This is a genomic window from Paenibacillus sp. DMB5, assembly GCF_001517085.1.
In the GTDB taxonomy this organism is placed as follows: domain Bacteria; phylum Bacillota; class Bacilli; order Paenibacillales; family Paenibacillaceae; genus Paenibacillus_AQ.
Window position 1 is genome coordinate 39,113 of sequence record NZ_LRAC01000122.1, and the last position, 18,655, is coordinate 57,767.

Below are 18,655 nucleotides of genomic sequence, written 5' to 3' on the forward strand. Positions count from 1 at the left end.
AATTTTCAGTACAAAAATGTGACAGAACAAAAATCCCTTATAAATAAAGGATTTATAAAGTTTAAAAGATGAAGTTATCTGTTGCGGTAAAAAAACGTATTGACTGTTAGCACGATTATTATTACTATTTCCATAGAAGGTTTCGTAAGAAGGTTAGTAAATGGGATAAAAAAGATTATCTAAATAAATATTCTTTTTTTATGTCTGTTTTCATACTACGTTATAGTGAGAGGAAGTTAATCATGAAGAAAATAAAAGTATTGCAAAACCTTACCTCTGTCGGTGTAGTGGCAGTTATCCGTGCTGACAATGCTGATGATGCATTCAAGATGTCGGCTGCTTGTATCGAGGGCGGACTGACCAATATTGAGGTTACTTTTACAACTCCGGACGCGGATGTAGCGATCAAACGCCTCGTGGCTGAATACGGCAGCCGCGCTGTAATCGGTGCAGGTACAGTGCTTGACCCGTTAACAGCCCGGATTGCTATCCTGGCAGGTTCAGAATTTGTAGTGAGCCCTTCTTTTGAGGAAGAAACCGCCAAGATGTGTAATCTTTACGGCATTCCTTACATGCCGGGCTGCATGACGCTGAATGAAATGAAGGAAGCGCTGAAGCTGGGTGTGGATGTGCTGAAGCTGTTCCCGGGCAGCGCATTCGGACCGGATTATGTGAAGGCTGTCAAAGGTCCTATGCCGCATGTCAACATTATGCCTACCGGCGGCGTGGATCTGAACAACATGGGCAAATGGATTGCGAACGGCTGTATCGCTGTCGGCATCGGCGGCAACCTGACCGCTCCGGCCAAAGAAGGTCGCTACGACCAGATTACCGAGCTGGCTGCACAGTATGTGGCTAAGTATAAAGAGGTTAAAGGCCTGTAAATGAATAGGTGCTGAGCTGTCCCGCCGGTTAAACGGCCGGACAGCTTTTTTATTTTTTTCCTACATCTAAATGAAAATCGTGATGGTTTCCCCGTCTTCCGGGCAATACTTACAGAAAAAGCAGCTGCCAGTCTGCTGATGCTCTGAGAATGCCCCTGAAGATGGAGGGAACCGTCATGCCCGGGAATGACAAGTATAGGACGCTGTACCGGACTTTAAATGAAGAAGAAGCGGAATACGTGCAGATTATTTCATCCGCCAGAGGCTGCAAAGTAACTGCCGGTAAACTGTATGCACTGCATAGAAATCATAACCATCCGCAGCTTTTTGAACAGGGAGAAATGTATGTAGTGGATGACGATGGTAAAGACAATTACGCTGTCCTGATGCTGTGCGCTACAATAATGTTTAAGTGATGCAGGCTGTCTTTCGGGTATAACACCTGACGGGGCAGCCTGTTTGATTTCATTTTTGTCATAAACCTCTTGCAAAAGAGTATTTGAAGAATATGCGCTTCCCTTGTATGCTTAGTAAGGATTATGGACGGTTATGGCCGTGCGCCGGAGCGGAACCGGTGGCGGCACAAGACGTATTATGTAAAGTTTGGTATCCTAAAAATATTGATTACAGGCTTGCAACAAATTCGCAGTCTTGCGCGTCAGTAAGATTGCATAGAGAGGGGGAACCTTCGTGGTGGAGCAGGGACTCATCAGAGCCGCTCAAGCGGGCGATCGCGACGCTCTAATCACCCTATTGCGGGAAATTGAAGGACATGTATATAAGACGGCCTTCTACATTTTGCATAATGAACAGGATGCTCTGGACGCATCACAGGAAGCGCTCATCAGGGTGTACACCAAAATCGGTTCCTATGAGGAGAAGGCCCAGTTCAAAACATGGGTTCAGCGGATCGTGACCAACATCTGTATTGACAAATTCAGGAGAACGAAGCCTACTGTGTCTATCGACGAGCACGAAATGGTGTTCCAGGATAATAAACATAATGTAGAGCGTGAGGTGATGTCGGGTTATCTGGCGGAGGATATACGCGAGGCCATCGACCAGCTCCCCGAGCATCACCGGACGGTAATTGTACTGCGATATTTGCAGGATTTTTCTTACAACGAGATTGCAGACTGTCTCGACCTGCCGCTCAACACAGTGAAATCTTACCTGTTCCGGGCCAGGCAGCAGCTGCAAAATAGACTTCAGGAGTATCAGAAAGGTGGTGTATCAGGATGAAGTGTACGGAGGTGACAGAATGGATGCACCGCTATTTGGATCATGATCTCAGTCCCGAAGAGACTGTGGAAATGTACCGCCATATCGATAATTGTCCTTCCTGCGCGGAAGTCTTTGACCGGCTGACCATGCTCTCTGAGCAATTGGAGCAGCTGCCGGATGTTAAGCCTCCTTTTAGTCTGGTTGATTCGATCCTGCCGCAGCTTGAGCAGATCGATTCCGGTATTCGGGGTTCAGATGCAGAAGCTCCGGAGCAAGACAGCAAGGTTGTACCGATGACACGTAAAGGTACTCACGGCAAAGAGGCCAAAGGAACTTCAAGAGCAGCTTCCATGGCAACGCGGACAGGCATTGGCGCAGTTGCTGCTGCGGTTATCCTGCTGTTTGCCGTATTTAATATGCCGGAGCGCTTACCTTCGGCAGATGTGGAAATGTCGCTGAACCAGGCGGCTGAGACAGCTGGGAGCAATGAAGCAATGAGCAAGATGGCTACTACTGAAAATGCGGACACGGCTGCGACCGGAGAAGAGGCGGGCGATGCGTCCATGTATCAGATGGAGATTCAGCCTTCTGAAGGTGCAGATGCCGCGAACGGAGGTGCAGCGGCGGATACTGCTGCTCCGTCTGCATTGGAAGCTGAGCCGACTGCACAATCCGGTGCGGCGTCTCCGGCAGCAACCGATTCAACTTCGGCCAAACGGAATATGCCGGCTGCGCGCAGCACCCAAGCGGCAACGCCGGCTCCAAGGGATAATGCCAGAGCTGGAAGCGGGAATGCCAGAGCTGGAAGCGGGAATGCCAACAACGCGTCAGATGCCCAGATATTCAACAGCAGTGCCGCCGATATGCCTGCCGGTACGGCAGACACACCGGCGCAGGATCCGCAGCAGCCTCCGGCCAGTCAAGAGGCTGGCATTATGGGGCTTCTGCCGGCGCTTGTATCGTCTCACGGCTCGTGGAGCTCTCCGGACGGGCGTTATGCAGCCGAACTTGCCGGCCAGCAGCTGGTAATCTACAGCCTGCCGGCTGACGGACAGCCGGAAGAACGGACAGCGATAACCTCACTTCCGCTGGAGGGGACCTGGGTATCCGGTTCCTGGTCAGGGGACAGCCTGCAATTTACTTATATAACAATGCAGGATGGTGTAGAAGTCACAGAGGTATATACAGCGCCTGCAAGTCAGGCTACTCCGGCGCCGTCTGCATCACCTGGAAGTCCGGCTACTGCAACCCCGGCACCGGCAAGCGCGGCTCCGGCCAATAAATAATTACTTCGGTGGAACGTTTTGAGGGCACCCCGAATATGCTATGGTGAGAGGACAGGAATTACACGATTTGCGAGTTCCATCGGTATGACCGACGGAAGCGGGGTTTCTAGAGCCTTTTGCTTCCGCCGTTTATATAGATGCGCCGCTGAAACGGAGCAACTTTGGCCCTGGCTGCCGAGGTTGCTCCGTTTTTGCATTTTCACACAGGATGCCGGCTCTGGAGTTTTGCAGCTGTTAAATAGACTATCTTCTACAGATCCTGTAAGCACAAAAAGCATTAAGCGCAACCTTTGCAGCCAGTTTTCTGTTAAACTATAATCACATATGTGTATTTGAGGGTTCACCCGAATTGAAATGGAAAAGGAAGTGGCAGGATGGATGCCAAAACGGCGGCCAAGGACATCAGACAAGGAAAAATTTCACCGCTCTATGTGCTCTATGGCAGTGAAAAGTTCCGGATGAATGAATTTGCGGCCTTTCTGGAGGATCACCTGATCGCCAAAGAGGATCGTGATTTTGCAGTAATTCCCTTCGATCTTTCAGAGACGCCTGTCCAGGCGGTGGTGGAGGAAGCGGAGACCGTTCCGTTCATGGTGGAACGCAAGCTGCTGCTGGTGAGGGACGCCTCGCTGTTTACTGCAGGCAAAGAAAATGCCAAGATTGAACACCGCGTTGAGCTGTTAAGTGATTATATGCAGGCTCCCGCTGATTTTAGCGTAATTGTATTTCTGGTTAATAATGACAAGCTGGATGAGCGCAAAAAGATCGTCAAAGCGGCTAAGGCAGCCGGTACAGTGCTGGCCTTTAATCCGCTGGGTGCAGAAGAGCTGCTCCGCTGGGTAGAGAAGGGCTTCAAGGACCGCGGCTGTGCCGTAGCGCCGGGAACTGCCGAGGCACTGGTAGCCAGTGCCGGCACCGGCCTGCAGGGCTTGTCTGCGGAGATGGACAAGCTGTCCCTGTTCGCGGGAGCCGGCGGGACAGTGGATGCAGCGGCGGTGGAGAGCCTGGTACACCGCGGTACGGAGCAAAATGTATTCACGCTGGTGGAGGATATTGCGAACCTGCGCCTCGATAAGGCGCTGGGTACCCTCTACGAGCTGCTGAAGCAGCGCGAGGAGCCCATCAAGATTGCCGCGCTGATTGCCCGGCAGTTCCGGATCATCCTGCAGGTGAAGGACCTGTCAGCCCTCAGCTACTCCCAGGCCCAGATCGCTTCTCAGATCGGGGTGCATCCGTATGCCGTTAAGCTGGCCGGAGAGCAGGCCCGCAAATTCGACAGCCGGCGGCTGCGTCAGATTCTGAGCGGCCTGGCTGATCTGGATTACCAGATGAAGACCGGAGCCATCGACAAGGTGCTTGGTCTGGAAATGTTCATGCTGCGCCTGGGAGCGTAGCTCCCGGCGATGGCGCCGCCTCTGTCCATCCCAAAGAGCCTGCCTTTACGCTGAAGCAGCGGATAAGGCAGGCTCTTTTGTGGGAATATAAACAAAAAAACCTAACCGTATGCAGGATAACGGTCAGGTTCTTATAGTGCTCATTATGAAAGTCGCTAATTAGGCCTGAGCCTTAAGAGCGTTCAATTTCTTCGCCAAGCGGGATTTTTTGCGGGCAGCCGCATTTTTATGAACCAGACCTTTAGTTACGGCCTTGTCCAGCTTTTTGGAAGCAGCTTGGAAAGCAGCTTGAGCAGTTTCAACTTCCGATCCAGCCAGTGCTACATCAGCAGTTTTCACAGCTGTACGAAGCGCGGATTTCTGGGAAGCGTTCAGAGCACGACGTTTCTCGATCGTCTTGACGCGTTTAACCGCGGATTTGATATTTGGCATTGCATTCACCTCCTGGAAGACATTCGAAATCATCAAATGATTCACAACTTAAAATATCTTAGCACGCCCGGGGGCAAAATGCAACACTAAAAGCGTATAGAAAACTGTTGAACAAATCCCCGGAGCCGGCCGGATCAAAAGCTGTGCAGCTGGTCCTACCGGCGATAACGGATTAAACTTTGCCCGGCAGTGCGATTTATCCATGTCATCCTGCATAAACACAGCGCATCGCTCGCACACTACCGACACCAAGATAATCTTCCGAAGCGAGTTTTGTACGAAGGAACTCAAGGAAGCTTATGCTTACAAAACTTAAGCATATGCTTCCGAAGCGAGTTTTGTACGAAGAAGCTCCAGGAAGCTTATGCTCACAAAACTTTAAGGAGGCTGAACTAGGATGGAACTGGATCTTCAGCTGTATTCGGTACGCACTGACCTGGCGGTGGAGGCGAAGGAACTTGCCCAGGGTCTGCAAAAAACGCCGATTCCCGGTGTTAATGAAGAAGTGGAGGAAGCGGACGGGATCAAGGTTACACGGCTTGGCGTTGCCACGGCTGCGGGCTCCCAGGCGATAGGAAGGGCGCTTGGAAACTACGTGACACTGGAGGTTCCGGCGCTGCGCGGCGGGGATACCGGACTCCAGCAGAAGGTGTCAGTCGTGTTTGCGCGTGAATTTGAACAGTTTCTGAGCCGGATCGGGATCGGCAAGGATTCCTCGGTGCTGATTGTCGGTCTGGGTAACTGGAATGTGACTCCCGATTCGCTGGGACCGCTGGTGGTGGAGAATGCGCTGATTACCCGGCAATTTTATGAGCTTGTGCCTGACCAGGTCTCTCCGGGATACCGCAACGTGAGCGCAATTGCACCAGGGGTGCTTGGGCTTACCGGTATTGAATCCAGTGAGGTTGTGCAGGGGATCGTAGACCGCACCAGGCCGGACCTGATCATTGCCATCGATGCGCTGGCCTCCCGCTCGCTTGAGCGGATCAACACGACAATCCAGATTGCCGATATCGGCATCCATCCAGGCTCGGGCATCGGCAACAAACGCCGCGGGCTGACCAAGGAAATACTGGGCGTTCCGTGCATTGCCATCGGTGTCCCTACGGTGTGCTACGCATCAACAATCGTCAACAACGTGCTGGAGATGATGAGCAATCATTTTGGCCAGATGAGAGACGGCAGAGCGCATACCAAAGAGATTATGGGAATGCTGGACGATATTTCGGAGCAGGAACGGCTGCAGCTGGTAAAAGAGGTACTGGAACCGCTCGGGCACGATCTCATTGTGACGCCGAAGGAAATTGATGAGTTTATTGAAGAGATTGCGAACATTGTAGCCAGCGGCCTGAATGCTGCACTTCATGATGCGGTGGATCCGGGAAATGTCGGCGCGTACACCCATTAACCTGTTTTAGTATGAAAACCATATATAGTCCGGATTATCCGTATGAGCAAAGCCCGAGCGGCAGTGCTTATACGGTTTTTTTGGCTCTATTAATTTGTCTCTACCTTGGTTCTACTACTCCCTCCAGGTTCATAGATTTGAAGTATAAGAGACTACAGAGGGCTGGAGGAGGACATAACAATAATGAACAGAAAATGGTTTCAGCTATGGAATATCGGCAGACTGCGGGGAAAACTGCTGGACGTTCTGTCGCTGGGGAAGACGATGCTGCTGCTGGCCGGAGGTTCACTTGTTTTTTCATGCTGCTTGGCGCCGGCGGACTGGCCGGAACGAAGCTGAACTCTTCACCTGTTCCTTCCATGAAAGGTCTGGCGGCATCCCTGTCCAGCGGGTTCTTTATGGAGCTGCTGGGCATGGAGGTGCCGCATCTGCCGAAAGGCGAAGAGCAGTCAGCTTTCTCAGCGCCAAAAGTAACGTCATTCGTGTTCCGCATGCTGACCAGTGTAGACCCCGGCAACCCCAAGAGCCTGCTGTCCCGTGAAGTGCCCGGACTTGCAGCCGATGATCCCTTCCTGCTGCGTGAAGGCTCGGGCGGTACAGCCGGCGCACCTGCAGACTATCATCCGGGGACGGATGAGCTGGCCGGTGCGGAGGATCAGCAAGATCCGGGAGCTGCAGAGCCGGACCCTGGAGCAGCGACTGATCCGGGTACGGACAAGCCTGAGGATGATCCTAAAGTGCAGCCCCAGCCGACAACGGCGCCGGATAAGAGTAACTCTGCAGAGCAGGGAGGCAGCAGCGGAGCTGGCCGGGATAACGGTGCAGCCGGGGATACCTCTATTAAAAGAGTGCTGGTCTACCACTCTCACCCCCGCGAAGCGTATAATCCGCTGCTGGGAGCAGAAAGTGACAATCCGAGCTCCGCATCCCCCTCCAGAAACGTGCTGCTGGTAGGCTCCTACATTACCGACAGACTGGAGCAGCGCGGAATCGGTACGGTTCATGCCAAGGATGATTATGCAACGGAAGTGCCGGATTACAACTGGAACTTTTCCTATAAATATTCACGGATCACCATCAAGGAGGCCCTGGCTGCCAACCAGGAAATGACTGAGCTGATTGATATTCACCGTGATTCGCAGCGGCATGGCAAAACGACAGCCGTCATTAACGGACAAAGCTATGCGCAGGTGTACTTCATTCTTGGCCACGCCAATAAGGATTGGAAGAAAAACGAAGCCTTCGCCAATTCCATTCATCAGCTGCTGGAGAAAAATTATCCCGGACTCTCGCGCGGCATCTGGGGTAAATCCTCCGGGAACGGGAATAACGGGGAATATAATCAGTCTCTTTCTCCCAATAGTGTATTAATAGAAGTAGGCGGAATCGACAACAGTGCCGAGGAACTGAAGCGGACAGCGGATGTGCTGGCTGATGCGATAGCCGATGTATACTGGGACAGCCATGATGCGGAAAAGGCGGCTGCTCCGGAAAAAAGTACAGGATCTGAGAACTGATAAAGGAGTGAACCGGGATGTCCCGTTTCGGCAAAAAACTGGTTGTGATCGGCCTATGGGCCGGTATCGGCATATTGGTTGGCATGCAGTTTGGCGGTAGCGGCGAAACGAGGACAGCACCGGTCGCTCCGGGCTGGAACGGAGCGGTATTGCAGCAGACGGGGCAAGCTGCCGCTGCTGCATCCGGTACTGTGCAGAGCAGCCCGGCCTATGTATATGTGCCGGTTGCTGTTGATCCTGTGACCGGCGCGTATACGGCACTTCCTGCGGCTCAGCCGCCGGCGGCAGTCCAGACTCCTGCCGGCGGCAGTCTGCCGCAGCAGGAGGTGCAGGACTACAGCACGTTGACGCCTGAGCAGATTCTGATCCCTGAAGAACAGCAGCCTGGCATTGATGTGCTGGCTGACAAAACGGCTGGCCTGCTCCAGCAGGCTTCCCAGAAAAGCATCCGCTGGATCGTCTCCCTGTTCGACTCGGCGGAGTAAACGTCTGTATGCGCACGTCATAATTGCATTATGACGAGAAAAGGCCTCCCCGGAGGCCTTTTTATATACCCGCCTGCTTTCCAGCCATGGTTATAGAGGCACTGTGCTCCGCTTTCTTTACTTTCCCGGCTGACGGGATTGATGGGGGAAGCGCGTACTGTTATAATAAGTGGATTAACATAAGGCTGTCTGTGGGGGTAAGGAATGACTGACGTTCAGAAAAGACAACAACAAATCCGCAATTTCTCGATTATTGCACATATAGACCATGGTAAATCGACTCTGGCCGACCGTATTCTTGAATATACGGGCGCACTCAGCTCGCGTGAAATGCAGGAGCAGGTGCTGGATCAGATGGATCTGGAGCGTGAACGCGGAATCACCATCAAGCTGCAGGCCGTTCGCCTTACTTACAAGGCTGATGACGGCCAGGAGTATCTGCTGAATCTGATTGACACTCCGGGGCATGTCGACTTCACTTATGAGGTCTCTCGCAGTCTTGCTGCCTGTGAAGGAGCACTGCTGGTTGTAGATGCCGCACAGGGGATTGAAGCGCAGACACTGGCTAACGTATACCTTGCGCTGGATAACAATCTGGAAATTTTGCCGGTTATCAATAAGATCGATTTGCCGAGTGCCGATCCTGAACGGGTGAAGCAGGAAATCGAGGACGTTATCGGACTCGACGCCAGTGAGGCAGTACTTGCTTCGGCCAAAGCAGGTATCGGGATCAAGGAGATTCTGGAGCAGGTGGTCAAGCAGGTTCCGGCTCCTACCGGTAATGCAGATGAGCCGCTTAAAGCGCTGATCTTTGACTCCCACTACGATCCGTACAAAGGTGTTATCGTTTATGTCCGCGTTATGGACGGCAAGATCCGTGCCGGCTCAAAGATCAAGATGATGGCAACCGACAAGACGTTTGAGGTTATCGAAGTCGGTGCCTTTATGCCGCGCATGACCATCGTGGATGAGCTTAATATCGGGGATGTAGGCTTTATTGTTGCCGGTATCAAGCATGTCGGAGATACCCGGGTCGGGGATACGGTGACGGATGCCAAAAATCCGACACCGGAGCCGCTGCCGGGCTACCGCAAGATCAACCCGATGGTGTATTGCGGTCTGTATCCGATTGAAACCTCGGATTACAACGATCTGCGTGAGGCACTTGAGAAGCTGCAGCTGAATGACGCCTCGCTCAGCTTTGAGCCCGAGAGCTCCAGTGCGCTCGGCTTCGGCTTCCGCTGCGGCTTCCTGGGATTGCTGCACATGGAAATTATCCAGGAGCGGATTGAGCGTGAGTTCAACCTGCCGCTGATTACGACCGCACCAAGCGTTATCTACCGGATTATGCTGACGAACGGTGAAATGATGCAGATTGACAATCCGTCTAACTATCCGGAAATCGGAACCATTGATTATGTGGAAGAGCCTTATGTCAAAGCTGCAGTTATCGTTCCGAACGATTTCGTGGGAACAGTAATGGAGCTGTGCCAGAATAAGCGCGGGGAATTCGTGAACATGGAGTATCTCGACTCCAACCGGGTAACCATCACTTATCAGATTCCGCTCTCGGAAATCGTATATGATTTCTTTGACCAGCTGAAATCAGGCACGAAAGGTTATGCTTCGTTCGACTATGAGATTTCCGGCTACCGCCAGTCCAACCTGGTGAAGATGGACATTCTCCTGAACGGCGAGCAGGTTGACGCCCTGTCGTTCATCGTCCACCGCGACCGTGCCTACAACCGCGGCCGCATTATCTGTGAGAAGCTGCGCGGTATCATTCCGCGGCAGATGTTCGAGGTACCGATCCAGGCATCGGTCGGAACCAAGGTTGTAGCCCGTGAGACCGTTAAGGCGATGCGCAAGAACGTTCTGGCCAAATGCTACGGCGGTGACATTTCTCGTAAGCGGAAGCTGCTCGAGAAGCAGAAGGAAGGGAAGAAGCGCATGAAGCAGGTCGGCAGCGTAGAGGTGCCGCAGGAAGCGTTCATGGCGGTTCTGAAGATCGACGAATAGTTAAGCTGCGGGGCTTTCCATTTGCGGAATGTACCGTTTAATTAGTAGGGAGACACTGAAGGGAAGCCTGACGGCTTCCCTTTTCTGGCTATATAGATTGGCACTGCTAAATAAAATTTAAAGGAGACAGCTATGACAGCTCATAACAATGGCCGTCCCCCTGAGGCCGTATATATTCATATTCCGTTTTGTACGAATAAATGCTTTTACTGTGATTTCAATTCCTATGTGCTGAAGGATCAGCCGGTAATGGATTATTTGCATGCGCTTGACCGGGAGATGGAGCTGACCGTGCAGCAGACTCCGCCGGGAGTGATCAAGACCATCTTTGTCGGCGGGGGAACACCGACGGTGCTGAAGCCGGATGAGATGGCTTATTTCCTGGCGTCGGTCCGCCGGCATTTCCCGCAGTGGGATGACAATATCGAATTCTCGATGGAGGCCAACCCCGGCACCACGGATATTGAGAAGCTTACAGTGATGAAAGAAGGCGGGGTCAACCGCGTCAGCTTTGGGGTTCAGGCCTTCCAGAATGAGCTGCTGAGCGAAATCGGCCGGATTCATAACGTCGATGATGTCTACCGCAGTCTGGAGAATGCGCGCAGTGTGGGACTGAATAACCTGTCTGTAGACCTGATGTTCGGCTTGCCGAACCAGACGGTAGATATGCTGAGAGAGAGTGTCCGCAAGGCGCTGGATCTGGATCTGCCGCATTATTCAATCTACAGCCTGAAGGTGGAGGAAAATACGCTTTTCCACACCTTGTTTAATAAGAACAAGCTGCCGCTGCCGAGTGAAGAGGATGAGCTGGAAATGTATCTGCTACTCATGTCTGAAATGGAGAAGGCAGGTTATATCCAGTATGAGATCAGTAATTTTGCCAAGCCGGGCATGGAGAGCCGTCATAATATAACGTACTGGCGGAATGAAGATTATTACGGCCTTGGTGCAGGGGCGCATGGCTACGTCAAACGTCAGCGGCACATCAATATAAAAGGCGTCAATCCTTATAATGAAGCTTCGCGCAGCGGCCTGCCGCGTCTGGATTCCTTTGAGATCACGGAGCAAGAGGCAATGGAGGACTTTATGATGGTCGGCCTGCGTATGCGAGCCGGGGTATCAGGCAGTGCGTTCCAGGCTCAGTTCGGCACAAAGTTGGAGGAAATTTTTGGCGCGCCGCTGCATAAACTACTGCATGCCGGGTTGTTGGAGCAGGACGGTGACACCTACCGGCTAAGCAAGCAGGGAATCCTGTTCGGGAATGATGTTTTCGGGGAATTTGTCGGACTTTTAACGGAGGTTTAATTTTAAAATACCCCTTGAATTGTAATTCACCCTGTTGTATATTTATTCATATTAACAACGAGGGGTGAGTTAAAGTGCTTGTCAAGACGGAAAAGGTCCGCCAGTCGGCTCCTGCGGGAGAATCTAAAGTGATATGCAGAAATGCTACGGTGGAAGATGTGGAGCCGCTGTACTTAATGATAGAGGAGTACGCGCAGCGCGGAATTATGCTCCCCCGTTCCAGGCAGGCACTGACCCGCCAGATCGACCAGTTCGTCATCGCTGAGATTGATGGCATGTTCGTGGGCTGCGGTTCGCTGTTCAGACTCGGGAATGACCTCGTTGAAGTCCGGTCCATTGGGCTGCGCGATGAAGGCAAGGGCAAGGGTGTCGGCTCCATGATTCTGGAGAAGCTGACAGAGGAAGCAAGACGTCAGGGCATTCCGAAGATTATGGCACTGACGTATGCAGTCGATTTCTTCCTCAGAAACGGGTTCACCGTAGTGGAGAAGGAGATTTTTCCCGAGAAGGTATGGACAGATTGCGTAAACTGCAAGAAGCAGCATGCCTGTGACGAAATTGCCGTAATGAAGAGATTAGATTAAGCAGGCAGCCGCATGCTGCCGCGTTACAACATACAAAAGCCGCTGTCCGCCAGGGAGCCAATCCCGGGAGCAGCGGCCTTTTTTAGGTTACTTGGCATAGATTAGCTTGCGCTGCTGCTCAATAAGCTGTGCAAGCGCGGGAGGAGCATAGGCAGGGGGATTAAAGGAGGGAGATAGCGTATTATATACGATGGTTATGGCAGCCCCGTCCTTCAGCTCAATTTCGAGCCAATATTTATCGCCAACCCAGCTTTTGGTTTCCTTATACAACTGTTCAAACGGGATATATCTCAGCTTGGGAAACTCTTTTATAAAAAGCTCAGCAGCCTCCGGTGTGAAGTCCATAAGGTGAGTTGTGCCGTCCATTCCGCTGATAAAGCGGACTGCTGTGATCTTGCCTGAGATGTCAAGCAGGTCATTAAGGGTTCTGGCTTTCGGATTACTGCGGGCTACGAACAGCCTGTCTCCCGCCCATAAACGGGCGGATGTCTTGTATCCGCTCACTTCATACAGCTCTGTACCCACCTCAAGCAGAGTAGAATCGCCGTCCCGCATCTCACTGCGCGGACACTGGTGGTCAGCTTTGCGGTAAGAGATTTCGCCCAGACGTTTGCCCTTAACGTGCTCTCCGGGCGGACTATTATCATCCTCCTGGTAGACGACACCATCCCACTGTAACACTGAGGCATAATCCACGTCACCGTAAAAGCAGCTGTCCTGCCTGCTGGTCTCTTTCACATAAAACAAAACAGCAGCGGCCAGAAGCAGCCCGGCGGCCAGGAAGATCCAGCGGTATTTTTTTCTTTTCATACAGCTTGCCCCCATTTCTTCTATATTTTATATTCAGACGAAAGCCCGAGGCAGAGGTTGCGGAGAAATTCCGGAATCTGGATTAAAAATTGATAAAGCTGTAATCTGAATCCGGACTTAATCCGACTTGACAATCTCAAGGTCAGTTTGGTATTTTTGTATTAGTGGTTAGCACTCATCTGAGTAGAGTGCTAACGAATCGGAGCCACAGCCGATAGGAGGGAATAACATGTTAACTGAACGCCAGAGAATGATCCTTAATGCTATCGTGGATGATTATATTTCTTCCGCAGAGCCCGTAGGCTCGCGCAGCATCTCCAAACGTGGTGATGTGGGCTACAGCCCGGCAACCATCCGCAACGAAATGGCTGATCTGGAGGAATTAGGTTATCTTGAACAGCCGCACACTTCGGCTGGAAGAATTCCTTCACATAAAGGCTACCGTTATTATGTGGATCATCTGGTGCCGTGGAATTCCGCCGGAACAGCAGAAATGGGCACGATACGCGCCTTTTTTGCCGAGAAGCTGAATGCTACCGAGCAGGTTATCCAGCATGCGGCAATGATTCTTTCCAATATGACGAATTACACTTCCATCCTCTTGGGACCGGAGGTTTTTCATACTTCACTGCGCCATTTTCAGCTCCTTCCGCTTGACGGCAATAATGCGGTGGCGATTATTGTTACCAGCACCGGGCAGGTAGAGAACCGTACGGTTCAGATTCCGCCGGAAATTTCCCTTTCCGAAATGGAAAAGGTCGTAAATCTGCTTAACAGCAAGCTGGTAAATGTTCCGCTGTATAAGCTGAAGAGCCAGCTCTATTCCGAGCTGGGCGAGGAGATGCAGCGTCACATCTCGCATTACGAGGAATTGATGCAGGTGCTTGACCAGGCGCTCGAAAGCGATCATGACCAGCGCATCTACCTGAGCGGGGCAGCCAATATGCTGACCCAGCCGGAGTTCAAAGACGTTGACAAGGTCAAGACGATCCTTGATCTGCTGGAAGAGACGCCGACTCTGCTGAAGATGCTGTCCCCCGCATCCGGCGGAACCGGAATACAGGTCCGTATCGGGACGGAGAATAAGCATGAGGCGTTTGCCAACTGCAGTCTGATTACAGCGACCTATTCACTGGACGGCAAGGCACTGGGCAGTATCGGCATTCTGGGTCCGACCCGGATGGAATACGCCCGTGTGATGGGCATCCTCGGGATTTTATCCCGGGATTTGACAGCGATGCTGGCACACTGGTATAAGTGAACAGAGTGTAATTGATTTACGTGAATGAATGGAATGAATTGAAGGAGGTGAAGACAACTTGAAAGAGGAACAGGTTCAGGATCCGAATGAATTGAAAGATGAAGCAGTAAATGAAACCCTGGCGGCCGATGAGGCCGAAGCCGCAGCAGAGAATAACGCTGACATCGAGGAGGCTTCAGACGGCGGTGAAGCCGCGAAGCGCCTCCAGGAGCTGGCAGAAGAGGCTCAGGCCCGTACGCTGCGTGTTCAGGCGGATTTTGATAACTTCCGCCGCCGCACCCAGAAGGAGAAGGAAGAGCTGGCACAATACGCTACTTCGAAGCTCGTTACGGAATTGCTTCCGGTACTCGACAATTTTGAGCGTGCGCTGGTAACTGCTCCAGGCAGCGCTGAATCTGAGGCCTTCACCAAAGGCATCAACATGATTTTCCGTCAGCTGGAAGGGGTATTGAAGTCTGAAGGCCTTACGGCCATGGAAACAGTAGGACAGCCATTTAACCCTGAATATCATCAGGCGATTATGCAGGTGGAGAGCGAGGAGCACGAGGAAGGCATCGTTACGGAAGAAGTCCAGAAGGGCTATCTCCTGAAGGATAAGGTTCTTCGTCCGGCCATGGTCAAAGTCAGCATGTAGTCTGTCTATATACCTTGGGTAACACCATGCCTGTCACAGAAGATGCTGTGCCGGAAGCTTCCGGCCGTATTGTTATGTGCAGACCCCTATCATTATCAGCGTTATTTAATTAACTCTCAATCACAGGAGCCGGGGCTCCATAATATTTCTGAGGAGGCACATTACAGTGAGTAAAGTTATCGGGATTGACCTTGGAACCACCAACTCTTGCGTTGCCGTTATGGAAGGCGGCGAAGCTGTCGTTATTCCGAATCCGGAAGGCGCGCGCACAACCCCTTCGGTTGTAGGCTTCAAGAAAGACGGCGAGCGGATCGTCGGCGAAACAGCAAAACGCCAGGCAATTACTAACCCGGACCGCACAATCGCTTCGATTAAGCGTCATATGGGTACGAACCACAAAGAAAGCATCGACGGAAAGGATTATTCTCCGCAGGAAATTTCCGCAATGATCCTTCAGAAGCTGAAATCCGATGCTGAAGCTTATCTTGGACAGCCGGTTACCCAGGCCGTTATTACAGTTCCTGCTTACTTCAATGACAGCCAGCGTCAAGCAACCAAGGATGCAGGCAAAATTGCCGGCCTTGAAGTGCTGCGTATCGTGAACGAGCCTACTGCAGCTGCACTTGCTTACGGTCTTGAGAAGGCTGAAGACCAGACCATTCTCGTCTATGACCTGGGCGGCGGTACATTTGACGTATCGATCCTTGAGCTGGGCGACGGCTTCTTCGAAGTTAAAGCTACCAGCGGTGATAACCGTCTCGGGGGCGACGATTTTGACCAGGTGGTTATGGACTTCCTCGTAGCTGAATTCAAGAAGGAACAGGGCATTGACCTGAGCAAGGACAAGGCTGCTGTACAACGTCTGAAGGATGCTGCCGAAAAAGCGAAAAAGGAACTGTCCGGCGTACTGACTACTACCGTATCCCTTCCGTTCATCACGGTTGTTGACGGCGTGCCTCAGCACTTGGAAGTTAACCTTACCCGCGCCAAGTTCGATGAACTGACTGCAGGCCTGGTAGAACGCACACTGGGACCTACACGCCAGGCTCTTAGCGATGCCGGCATGACTCCTGCTGACTTGAACAGAATCGTGCTTGTCGGCGGTTCTACCCGTATTCCTGCCGTACAGGAAGCGATCAAGAAGCTTACCGGCAAAGAGCCGCACAAAGGTGTTAACCCGGATGAAGTGGTAGCCCTTGGTGCTGCTGTCCAGGCAGGTGTACTGACTGGTGACGTTAAAGACGTAGTACTGCTCGACGTAACTCCGCTGTCCCTCGGTATCGAAACTGCAGGCGGCGTGTTCACGAAGATGATTGAGCGTAACACTACAATTCCTACAAGCAAATCGCAGGTCTTCTCGACCTTTGCCGACAACCAGCCAAGCGTGGAAATCCACGTGCTGCAGGGTGAACGCCAGATGGCGAACGGCAATAAGACGCTGGGACGCTTCATGCTGAACGAGATCCCGCCGGCACCGCGCGGCGTACCGCAGATCGAGGTTACTTTTGACATCGACGCCAACGGTATCGTAAATGTATCGGCAACGGACAAAGGCACGAACAAGAGCCAGAAGATCACGATCACTTCTTCCAGCGGCCTGAGCGATGCTGAAGTAGAACAAATGATGAAGGATGCCGAGCTGCACGCTGAGGAAGACCGCAAGCGTAAAGAACTGGTTGAAGCGAAGAACAATGCTGACCAGCTCGTATATTCCACAGATAAAGTAATCAAAGACCTTGGCGATAAAGTGGATGCTTCCGAAATCGAGAAAGCAAATGCGGCTAAGGACAAAGTAAAAGCTGCGCTGGAAACTGACAACCTGGAAGAAATCAATGCAGCTACAGAAGCGCTGACCGAGATTGTACAGCAGCTGTCCGTGAAGCTGTATGAGCAGGCTGCACAAGAGCAGCCAGGTGCTGAAGGTGCTCCAGAGGGTGCTAAGAAGGACAATGTTGTTGACGCTGACTACGAGGTTGTTGACGACGAGAAGAATCAAGGGTAACCTTAAACGATAAGTTATTCTGTACGAAGGGAAGGTCAAGACCGGGGCATCCCGTGTTTTGGCTTTCCTTTTAAAATATAAGAATTTATATGTTTTACGCTATAAATAATCCTTATATTTCTCGCAGAAACGGATACCGTCCTGTTTAGGACGGTAAAGTCGTTTCTACTTGACATGTTACAGGGGAAATGAGTATTGATGTACGGAGGTGAAAGCAGTGGCAGATAAACGCGATTATTATGAGGTGCTGGGTCTCGGAAGAGATGCATCTGACGACGAAATAAAGAAGGCTTACCGCAAGCTGGCACGCCAGTATCACCCGGACGTCAATAAAGCCAGTGATGCCGAAGCCAAGTTCAAGGAAGTGAAGGAAGCTTACGACGTGCTGAGTGACGGCCAGCAGCGTGCCCGTTATGACCAGTACGGCCATATCGATCCTAATCAGGGTATGGGCGGCGGCTTTGGCGGCGGGGGAGATTTCGGCGGACTCGGCGATATCTTTGATATGTTCTTCGGCGGAGGCGGCGGGCGCCGTGATCCGAATGCCCCGCAGCGCGGCGGCGATTTGCAGTACACAATGACCATTGAGTTCAAGGAAGCGGTATTCGGCAAAGAGACCGATATTACCATTCCGCGTACAGAGTCCTGCGATACCTGCTTTGGCTCCGGAGCTAAACCGGGTACGAAGCCGGAGACCTGTTCCGTCTGCCACGGCAGCGGCCAGCAGGAATTCGTGCAGAATACCCCGCTTGGACAGATGCGTAACCGCCGTCCCTGCTCCCATTGCAGCGGCACAGGCAAAATCATCAAAGAGAAATGCCCGACCTGCGCAGGCCAGGGTAAGGTTAAGAAGCAGCGCAAGATCCATGTACGCATTCCAGCCGGCGTAGACGACGGCGCTCAGCTGCGCATGACCGGTGAAGGTGAAGGCGGAACACGCGGCGGCCCTGCCGGCGACCTGTACATTGTGATCCGTGTGAAGAACCATGAGTTCTTCGTGCGTGAGAACGATGATATCATGTGTGAGGTTCCACTGACATTCGCCCAGGCGGCGCTTGGTGACGAAATTGAAATTCCTACCCTGACCGAAAAGGTGAAGCTCAAGATTCCTGCGGGAACCCAGACCGGCACCTTCTTCCGCCTCAGAGGCAAGGGGGTTCCGCACCTGCGCGGCAACGGTACAGGCGACCAGCATGTGCGGGTAGTCGTTGTAACGCCAAGCAAGCTGAGCGAAGAGCAGAAGGATTTGCTCCGCCAGTTCGCTTCCTACAACGGCGAGAACACGCATGAGCAGGAGCAATCGTTCTTTGACCGTGTGAAGCGCGCCTTTCGCGGTGACTAAGTTTTGGAAATAAGCTAAAATGAAAACCCCTGGCTTCGTGCGACAGCACGAGCCGGGGGTTTTATTGT

The 18,655-nt window shown here is 52.2% G+C and carries 18 protein-coding genes; 16 read left to right on the forward strand and 2 right to left on the reverse strand.

Annotated elements, in window-relative coordinates; genetic code table 11:
* The first annotated feature begins 242 nt into the window (after nucleotides 1–242).
* The 5 genes from AWJ19_RS14665 (at nucleotide 243) to holA (ending at nucleotide 4,788) form a co-directional block, all read left to right on the forward strand.
* A complete protein-coding gene (locus AWJ19_RS14665; protein WP_039876193.1) occupies nucleotides 243–884 on the forward strand; it encodes a bifunctional 2-keto-4-hydroxyglutarate aldolase/2-keto-3-deoxy-6-phosphogluconate aldolase in 642 nt (213 codons plus the stop codon).
* Between the two features lie 176 nt (nucleotides 885–1,060).
* Entirely contained in the window at nucleotides 1,061–1,300 is a 240-nt protein-coding gene (locus AWJ19_RS14670; protein ID WP_068724815.1) for a hypothetical protein, read from the forward strand.
* A 274-nt stretch (nucleotides 1,301–1,574) separates the two neighbouring features.
* Entirely contained in the window at nucleotides 1,575–2,126 is a 552-nt protein-coding gene (locus AWJ19_RS14675; protein WP_068724820.1) for a sigma-70 family RNA polymerase sigma factor, read from the forward strand.
* Entirely contained in the window at nucleotides 2,123–3,394 is a 1,272-nt protein-coding gene (locus AWJ19_RS14680; RefSeq protein WP_068724822.1) for an anti-sigma factor, read from the forward strand. Before AWJ19_RS14675 ends, AWJ19_RS14680 begins: the two co-directional genes overlap by 4 nt.
* A 374-nt stretch (nucleotides 3,395–3,768) precedes the next feature.
* On the forward strand, nucleotides 3,769–4,788 hold the full coding sequence (gene holA, locus AWJ19_RS14685; protein WP_068724823.1) for a DNA polymerase III subunit delta: 1,020 nt from the start codon (nucleotides 3,769–3,771) through the stop codon (nucleotides 4,786–4,788).
* A gap of 159 nt (nucleotides 4,789–4,947) precedes the next feature.
* Here holA and rpsT read toward each other — a convergent pair whose 3' ends face one another.
* Nucleotides 4,948–5,220 (reverse strand): 30S ribosomal protein S20, encoded by a 273-nt coding sequence (gene rpsT, locus AWJ19_RS14690; RefSeq protein ID WP_068724824.1) that lies wholly within the window; start codon nucleotides 5,218–5,220, stop codon nucleotides 4,948–4,950.
* A gap of 397 nt (nucleotides 5,221–5,617) precedes the next feature.
* Between rpsT and gpr the strand changes: the two genes are divergently transcribed.
* The 7 genes from gpr to AWJ19_RS14720 all read left to right on the forward strand — a co-directional run bounded on the left by gpr (nucleotide 5,618) and on the right by AWJ19_RS14720 (nucleotide 12,538).
* Complete coding sequence (gpr, locus tag AWJ19_RS14695; RefSeq protein WP_068724825.1) at nucleotides 5,618–6,628, forward strand: GPR endopeptidase; 1,011 nt, start codon at nucleotides 5,618–5,620, stop codon at nucleotides 6,626–6,628.
* 183 nt (nucleotides 6,629–6,811) lie between these two features.
* The gene (locus AWJ19_RS36630; RefSeq protein ID WP_241781755.1) at nucleotides 6,812–6,967 is read left to right on the forward strand and encodes a hypothetical protein; all 156 of its coding nucleotides are present in this window, start codon (nucleotides 6,812–6,814) and stop codon (nucleotides 6,965–6,967) included.
* Nucleotides 6,928–8,145, forward strand: coding sequence for a stage II sporulation protein P (locus AWJ19_RS14700; protein ID WP_241781756.1), 1,218 nt, complete (start codon nucleotides 6,928–6,930; stop codon nucleotides 8,143–8,145). Before AWJ19_RS36630 ends, AWJ19_RS14700 begins: the two co-directional genes overlap by 40 nt.
* A gap of 17 nt (nucleotides 8,146–8,162) precedes the next feature.
* Nucleotides 8,163–8,630, forward strand: coding sequence for a hypothetical protein (locus AWJ19_RS14705; RefSeq protein ID WP_068724827.1), 468 nt, complete (start codon nucleotides 8,163–8,165; stop codon nucleotides 8,628–8,630).
* A gap of 204 nt (nucleotides 8,631–8,834) precedes the next feature.
* Complete coding sequence (gene lepA, locus AWJ19_RS14710; protein WP_068724828.1) at nucleotides 8,835–10,649, forward strand: translation elongation factor 4; 1,815 nt, start codon at nucleotides 8,835–8,837, stop codon at nucleotides 10,647–10,649.
* Between the two features lie 132 nt (nucleotides 10,650–10,781).
* Nucleotides 10,782–11,954 (forward strand): radical SAM family heme chaperone HemW, encoded by a 1,173-nt coding sequence (gene hemW / locus AWJ19_RS14715; protein WP_068724829.1) that lies wholly within the window; start codon nucleotides 10,782–10,784, stop codon nucleotides 11,952–11,954.
* Between the two features lie 74 nt (nucleotides 11,955–12,028).
* Complete coding sequence (locus AWJ19_RS14720; RefSeq protein ID WP_082707902.1) at nucleotides 12,029–12,538, forward strand: N-acetyltransferase; 510 nt, start codon at nucleotides 12,029–12,031, stop codon at nucleotides 12,536–12,538.
* 87 nt (nucleotides 12,539–12,625) lie between these two features.
* Here the strand turns inward: AWJ19_RS14720 and AWJ19_RS14725 are convergent, their stop codons facing one another.
* A complete protein-coding gene (locus AWJ19_RS14725; protein WP_068724830.1) occupies nucleotides 12,626–13,348 on the reverse strand; it encodes a hypothetical protein in 723 nt (240 codons plus the stop codon).
* 229 nt (nucleotides 13,349–13,577) lie between these two features.
* Here AWJ19_RS14725 and hrcA point away from each other — a divergent pair, with 229 nt between their 5' ends.
* From hrcA to dnaJ, 4 genes are all read left to right on the forward strand, one after another.
* Entirely contained in the window at nucleotides 13,578–14,609 is a 1,032-nt protein-coding gene (hrcA, locus tag AWJ19_RS14730; protein ID WP_068724831.1) for a heat-inducible transcriptional repressor HrcA, read from the forward strand.
* A gap of 58 nt (nucleotides 14,610–14,667) precedes the next feature.
* Nucleotides 14,668–15,243, forward strand: a complete 576-nt coding sequence (gene grpE / locus AWJ19_RS14735) for a nucleotide exchange factor GrpE (RefSeq protein WP_082707903.1) — start codon at nucleotides 14,668–14,670, stop codon at nucleotides 15,241–15,243.
* Nucleotides 15,244–15,409: 166 nt separating this feature from the next.
* Entirely contained in the window at nucleotides 15,410–17,245 is a 1,836-nt protein-coding gene (dnaK, locus tag AWJ19_RS14740) for a molecular chaperone DnaK (protein WP_068724832.1), read from the forward strand.
* Between the two features lie 217 nt (nucleotides 17,246–17,462).
* A complete protein-coding gene (gene dnaJ, locus AWJ19_RS14745; protein ID WP_068724834.1) occupies nucleotides 17,463–18,587 on the forward strand; it encodes a molecular chaperone DnaJ in 1,125 nt (374 codons plus the stop codon).
* The last annotated feature ends 68 nt before the right edge of the window (nucleotides 18,588–18,655 follow it).